Source organism: Cupriavidus sp. FW305-46 (genome assembly GCF_058787075.1).
Map to the genome: position 1 here is coordinate 42,857 of NZ_JBYSZI010000052.1, position 6,274 is coordinate 49,130.

Below are 6,274 nucleotides of genomic sequence, written 5' to 3' on the forward strand. Positions count from 1 at the left end.
CGACATGCGCTCGAAGGGGGCGCGCCGCGGTGCGGCAAATTGCGATGCTACCGGACGGTGCGATGCACCGCATCGGTATCAACACCTAGCAAACCCGCCAGCATAACGCCCTTACCTTTCGATCACCTTGCCGCAGCCCGCGCCATCATTCCGCGTGGATGTCGGCGGACTTGATCACCTTGCCCCAGCGCGCCAGTTCCGCCTTCTGGTACTGCCCCAGCTGCTGCGGGCTCATGTACTTGGCCTCGGCGCCCAGGCCCTCGGCCTTCTTGCGGAAGGCTTCGGTGCGCATGATCTTGTCGATTTCGCCAGTCAGCTTGTCGATCACCGGCTTGGGCGTGCCGGCCGGTGCGTACATCGCAAACCACGACGACACGTCCAGGTCGGGGTAGCCGGCCTCGGGCGCCGACGGCACGTCCTTCAGGCTGGGCAGGCGGGTCTTGCTGGTCACCACCAGCGGGCGCAGCTTGCCGGCGGCGATATGGGCCATCAGCGGCGGCGGCGTGGTGATGGTCAGGTCCACCGAGCCGCCCAGCAGGTCGGTCATGGCCGGGCCGGTGCCCTTGTAGGGCACGTGCGTGATCTTCGTGCCGGCCATCTGGTTCAGCAGCTCGGTCGATACGTGCTGCAGCGAGCCGTTGCCCGACGAGGCGTAGTTGAGCTTGTCCGGATTGGCCTTGGCGTACGCCACCAGCTCCTTCAGCGACTTGACCGGCAGGCTCGGGCGCACCACCAGCACCTGCGGCGCCGACAGGATGTTGGCCACCGGCGCAAAGTCCTTGACCGGGTCCCACGACAGGTTCTTGACCAGCAGCGGCGTGATCACGTGGAAGCCCGAGTACTGCAGCATCAGCGTGTAGCCGTCCGGCTTGGCCCGCGCCACCAGTTGCGCGGCGATGCTGCCGTTGCCGCCGGGACGGTTGTCCACCACCACCGGCTGGCCGAGCGCCTTGGACAGCGGTTCCGCAATCATGCGCGCCGCGATGTCGGTGGTGCCACCAGCCGCGGCCGATACCACCAGCGTCACCGGCCGGGCGGGATAGGTACCATCCTGCGCCAGGGCGACGGGCGCGAACCATGCCGCACCGAGTGCCGCCAGCGTGGCGGCTACGGCCTTGCGCCGTGCGGGCATGGCGGACTTGCGTTGAAGGGCTTGCTTCATGAGGGTCTCCGTTATCTGTTGGATGTGTTGTTCTTGTCTGGGTGCCGGCTATGCCTGCCCGGCGAAATGCTCCGCCATCCAGGCCGGCGGCTGGTGCGTGCGCAGGCGCGGGCCGGCGCTCAGCAGCTGGCTGTGGAGGTCGCGCCCGACCAGCGCCGGCATGCCGGCCACCACGTCGAGCAGCGCGCCCAGGTCGACGCCGGTCTCGACGCCCATGCAGTCGAACATGTGGACCAGGTCTTCGGTGCTGACGTTGCCGCTGGCACCGGGGGCGTACGGGCAGCCGCCCAGGCCGCCGGCGGCCGCGTCGAAGCGCGTCACGCCGGTCTGCCAGGCAGCCAGGGCATTGGCCACGCCCATGCCGCGGGTGTTGTGCAGGTGGATGGTCAGGCCGGTATCGGGCAGTGAGGCCTGGAAGGCCTCGCACAGCGCCGCGACCTGGTTCGGGTAGGCCATGCCGGTGGTGTCGCACAGCGTGATGCCGTCCGCGCCGGCCTCGGCGAAGCGGGTGGCCAGTGCCATCACCGCGGCGCTGTCGACCTCGCCCTCGAAGGGACAGCCGAACACGGTCGACAGCGAAATGTTGACCGGCACTCCGGCGCCGCGCGCCGCCTCGATCATCGCCAGCAATTGCGCTTGCGACTGCTCGCGCGTCATGCGCAGGTTGGCGCGGTTGTGGGTCTCGCTGGCCGACATCACCAGGTTGACCTCATCCGGCCGGCACGACAGCGCACGCTCCAGCCCGCGCAGGTTGGGCACCAGCGCGGTGTAGCGCACGCCCGGGTGGCGCTGCATGCGGTGCATCAGCGCCTCGGCATCGGCCAGCGCCGGGATGGCGCGGGCCGAGGTGAAAGAGGTGGCTTCGATGCGGGCAAAGCCGCAGGCCGACAGCGCGTCGAGGAAGGCGACCTTGGCGTCGGTCGGCACCACCACCGGCTCGATCTGCAGGCCGTCGCGCGGCGCGACTTCATTGATCTCGACGCGTGCCGGGCCGCGCAGGTTGGCGGCGGCGCTCATGCGATCACCTTGCGCGCGCGCAGGTCGGCGATGGCGGCGTCATCGAAGCCTGCCTGCTTCAGCACTGCATCGGTATGCTCGCCCAGCGTCGGCGCGCGGTCATGGATTTCCCCCGGGCTGGCCGACAGCTTGGGCACTACGCCCGGCACTTCCACCGTGAGCCCGCCGGCCGAGGTCACCGACTCGATCACGCCGCGGGCGCGGTAGTGCGGGTCTTCGGCAATGTCCTTGACGGTATAGATGCGGCCAGACGGCACCTGCGCGTCGCGCAGCACCGCCAGCGCCGAGTCCACCGTCTGCGTGCGGGTCCAGTCCGCGATGGCGGCATCGATTTCGTCGACGCGCTTCACGCGGCCATCGTTCTGTGCCAGCGACGGATCGTCGGCCAGGTCGGGCCGGCCGATGGCCAGCATCATGCGCTTGAAGATGGCGTCGCCATTGGCCGCCACCAGCACGTATTCACCGCTGGCGCAGGGATAGGCATTGGACGGCGCGATCCCCGGCAGCGCGCCGCCGGCGGGCTGGCGCACCGCACCGAAGGCCGAGTATTCCGGCAGCAGGCTTTCGCTCAGGTTGAACAGCGACTCGTACAGCGCCACGTCGATGACCTGGCCTTCGCCGCCGCGCGCGTCGCGCTGGTACAGCGCCAGCAGCACGCCCATGGCGCCGTGCAGGCCGGCGATGGTGTCGCCCAGCGACAGGCCGGCGCGCACCGGCGCGCGGCCGGGCTCGCCGGTCAGGTGGCGCAGGCCGGCCATGGCTTCGGCCACGGCGGCAAAGCCGGGCTCATCCTTCTTCGGGCCGGTCTGGCCGTAGCCCGACACGCGCAGCATGATCAGGCGCGGGTTGTCGGCATGCAGCACGTCCCAGCCCAGGCCCCACTTCTCCATGGTGCCGGGGCGGAAGTTCTCGATCAGCACGTCGGCCTCGGCGGCCAGCTTGCGCACCAGCGCCTGGCCTTCCGGCTGGCGCAGGTCGATGCAGATCGACTCCTTGTTGCGCGACTGAGCCTCCCACCAGACCGAGGTGCCTTCATGCAGCATGCGCCATTTGCGCAGCGGGTCGCCCTGCCCCGGCGGCTCCACCTTGATGATGTGGGCGCCAAAGTCGGCCAGGGTCTTGGCGGCAAAGGGGCCGGCGATGAGTTGTCCGAGTTCGAGGACGCGAATGCCCTCGAGGATCTGTTGCGCCATGGGTGTCTCCGTGCGATGCGGTATTTTGTTGCAGTGCGGCAAGCCCAATGACTGGCTTGTCATACATTGCGTTCGAACGGAGTGTGCCCCAGCACGGGGCCCGCCAGGAATCGGCAATCGGAGAAGCGGGCTTTCTCGGAACGCGAAAGGCTGCGAAGGCGCCTCAGCGCGGGCGCGTCAGAACGGCGCCCGGTCCCCGCACAGGTGGGTGATCAGCAGACGGGCCGAGACCGTCAGCCCGGCCGGGTCGCGCAGCCCGATCAGCAGCGAGCGGCGCGCCCAGGCGTCCTGCAGCGACACCAGCGACAGCCCCATCGACTTGACGTGCGGCTCGGCAGCGATGCGCGGCAGCACGCCCACGCCCAGGCCGGCCATCACCATGCGGCACATGGCATCGAAGCTGCGCACCTGGATGCGCAGCCGGAACGGCCGGTCGAGCCGGCTGCTCTCCTCGAGCAGGCGCGCGGCCAGCGAGGTTTCCTGCGGCAGGCTGACGAAGTCGAATTCCAGCGTATCGGCATAGTGCACCGGGCCGCGCGCGGCCAGCGGATGGTTGGGCGGCGTGATGATGACCAGCTCGTCCTGCCGGTACTCGATCGTCATCAGCCCCGCCGCGGGGGTGCGGTCGGCAAAGATGCCGACGTCGGCGCGGTTCTCGACCAGCGCGGCGACGATATCGCGGCTGTTCTGCTCTTCCAGCTCGATGCGGATGGTGGGATGACGCTGCATGAACGACGCCAGGTCGTCAGGCAGGAACTGCGTGATCGCCGAGGTGTTGGCGCACACCCGCACCTGCCCGCGCACGCCCGAGGCGTAGTCCGACATCACGCCGGCCATGCGTTCGACGTCCTGCAGGATGGTCAGCGCATGGTGGAAGCAGGCCTGGCCGGCCTCGGTCAGCTGCACGCCGGCGGCATGGCGGAAGAACAGCGGCGCGCCGACCGCGGTTTCCAGGTCGGAGATGCGCTTGCTGGCGGCGGCCACGGCCAGGTGCGACTGGCGCGCGCCGGCCGAGATGCTGCCCTGCCGGGCCACGGCGACGAACAAGCCAAGCGTGACGAGATCGAAGCGGGCCAGGTTCATGGGAGAGGCAGGCAGCTGAAGAAGGCGGAAGAACGCGGTGACCGGCGCGCGGGCAACCGGACCCGCGCGATCGTGCTCAGAGGTTGCGGCGGTCCATCACCGCACGCGCGATGGTGCCGGCATCGACGTACTCCAGCTCGCCGCCCACCGGCACGCCGCGCGCCAGGCGCGAAACCTTGAGGCCGCGTGCCTTGAGCATTTCGCCGATGTAGTGCGCGGTGGCCTCGCCTTCGCTGGTGAAGTTGGTGGCGACGATGACCTCGCCGACCGGGCCGCCCAGCTCGGGCTCGGTGGCGCGCGCGAGCAGCCGGTCAAGATGGATCTCGCGCGGGCCGATGCCATCCAGCGGCGAGAGCCGGCCCATCAGCACGAAGTACTTGCCGCGGTAGGTCAGGGTCTGCTCGATCATGACCTGGTCGGCCGGGGTTTCCACCACGCACAGCACCGAGGCGTCGCGGCGGTCGTCCAGGCAGGTCTCGCAGATCTCCTGCTCGGTGAAGGTATTGCAGCGCTGGCAATGGCGGATATGGTCCGCCGCGCCGCGCAATGCATCGCCCAGCTTGCGCGCGCCCTCGCGGTCGTGCTGCAGCAGGTGGTAGGCCATGCGCTGGGCGGACTTGGGCCCGACGCCGGGCAGCACCCGCAGCGCTTCGACCAGTGCCTGCAGCGAGGTCGGGGACGATGCCTTCACAGTGGCGTTCAGAACGGCAGCTTGAAGCCCGGGGGCAGCGGCAGGCCCGAGGTCATCGAGCCCATTTTTTCCTGCGAGGTGGCTTCGGCCTTGCGCACGGCGTCATTGAAGGCCGCGGCGACCAGGTCTTCCAGCAGGTCCTTGTCTTCGCCCTCGGCCAGCAGGCTGGGGTCGATGGTGACGCGCTTGACGTCGTTCTTGCAGGTCATGACCACCTTGACGAGACCGGCGCCGGACTGGCCCTCGACCTCGATCTGGGCCAGCTGCTCCTGCATCTTCTTCATGTTTTCCTGCATCTGCTGGGCTTGCTTCATCAGCCCGGCGAGTTGACCTTTCATCATGATGGAATGCTCCTGGATTCGGTAAGAAATTCGGTGAAGTGATTCGGTAAAGCAAACGCAGGCCGCGGATCAGGCGGCGCGCGGCTGGATCGAGCCCGGCACGATCTGGCCACCAAAATCGCGCAGCAGGCCCTGGACAAAGGGATCGGCCTCGATCACGGCCTCGGCCTGGCGCTGGCGCTCGGCACGCGCCTCGGCATCGGCGGCCGCCGCGGTGATGGAAACCCCGCCCACCTCGCAGACCACGCGCACCGGCTCGCCGAAGTGGTCGCACAGCGCCTGCTGCAGCCGCTCGGACACGCCGTTCTCGCCCAGGGCCGCGACCGGGATGCGCAGGTGGAAGGTACGTCCGACCACCTGGGTCAGTTCGCTCTGGTAGGCCAGCTGCTGGGCCAGGCCCTTCAAGGGCAGGCCGGCGGCCAGCACCGGCCATGCGCCGGTGAAGGCCGGCGGGGTGCCATCCTCGCCCGCTGCTGGCGGGCGCGGAGCGACGAACTTGGCGGATTCTGCCGGCGCCGCGGCTGGCTGCACCGGAGCGGCCTCGCGCGCCGGCTCGGCCTCGCGCGCGGGCGCCCGGCGCGGCCCGGCGGCACGCGCTGCCGGTTCGTTGAAACCGTTGTCGCGGTAGCCAGGATCGCTGTCATAGGGGCCGATGGCCGGCAGGTCGGGCGGCAGCTCTTCCCACGGCGGCACGTCGCTGCCACCCGCCAGCTCCCAGGGCGGCACGGATTCCGGCTCCGCCTGGCGCGCGGCGGGCGGCGCGGCGGGCGGCGCGGCGGGCCGTGGC

General features: G+C 69.7%; 6 protein-coding genes and 1 pseudogene. All 7 read right to left on the reverse strand.

Features of this window, described 5'->3' with window-relative positions; translation table 11 throughout:
* Positions 1-145: 145 nt before the first annotated feature.
* The gene (locus tag AC3WON_RS23180; RefSeq protein ID WP_492352823.1) at positions 146-1,162 is read right to left on the reverse strand and encodes a Bug family tripartite tricarboxylate transporter substrate binding protein; all 1,017 of its coding nucleotides are present in this window, start codon (positions 1,160-1,162) and stop codon (positions 146-148) included.
* Positions 1,163-1,210: 48 nt separating this feature from the next.
* Complete coding sequence (locus AC3WON_RS23185; protein WP_492352824.1) at positions 1,211-2,179, reverse strand: hydroxymethylglutaryl-CoA lyase; 969 nt, start codon at positions 2,177-2,179, stop codon at positions 1,211-1,213.
* Entirely contained in the window at positions 2,176-3,372 is a 1,197-nt protein-coding gene (locus AC3WON_RS23190; protein ID WP_492320627.1) for a CaiB/BaiF CoA transferase family protein, read from the reverse strand. Before AC3WON_RS23190 ends, AC3WON_RS23185 begins: the two co-directional genes overlap by 4 nt.
* A 177-nt stretch (positions 3,373-3,549) precedes the next feature.
* On the reverse strand, positions 3,550-4,455 hold the full coding sequence (locus AC3WON_RS23195; RefSeq protein WP_010814256.1) for a LysR family transcriptional regulator: 906 nt from the start codon (positions 4,453-4,455) through the stop codon (positions 3,550-3,552).
* 76 nt (positions 4,456-4,531) lie between these two features.
* Entirely contained in the window at positions 4,532-5,146 is a 615-nt protein-coding gene (recR, locus tag AC3WON_RS23200) for a recombination mediator RecR (RefSeq protein ID WP_010814257.1), read from the reverse strand.
* Positions 5,147-5,154: 8 nt separating this feature from the next.
* Entirely contained in the window at positions 5,155-5,487 is a 333-nt protein-coding gene (locus tag AC3WON_RS23205) for a YbaB/EbfC family nucleoid-associated protein (RefSeq protein ID WP_010814258.1), read from the reverse strand.
* A gap of 69 nt (positions 5,488-5,556) precedes the next feature.
* Positions 5,557-6,274 (reverse strand): annotated as a pseudogene (locus tag AC3WON_RS23210) (DNA polymerase III subunit gamma/tau); the annotation flags it as partial.

Excerpts from the sequence above, each read along its gene's own strand:
- AC3WON_RS23205 (WP_010814258.1), bottom strand. The coding sequence starts at position 5,487 with ATGATGAAAGGTCAACTCGCCGGGCTGATGAAGCAAGCCCAGCAGATG.
- AC3WON_RS23185 (WP_492352824.1), bottom strand. The coding sequence starts at position 2,179 with ATGAGCGCCGCCGCCAACCTGCGCGGCCCGGCACGCGTCGAGATCAAT.
- AC3WON_RS23195 (WP_010814256.1), bottom strand. The coding sequence starts at position 4,455 with ATGAACCTGGCCCGCTTCGATCTCGTCACGCTTGGCTTGTTCGTCGCC.
- AC3WON_RS23180 (WP_492352823.1), bottom strand. The coding sequence starts at position 1,162 with ATGAAGCAAGCCCTTCAACGCAAGTCCGCCATGCCCGCACGGCGCAAG.
- AC3WON_RS23190 (WP_492320627.1), bottom strand. The coding sequence starts at position 3,372 with ATGGCGCAACAGATCCTCGAGGGCATTCGCGTCCTCGAACTCGGACAA.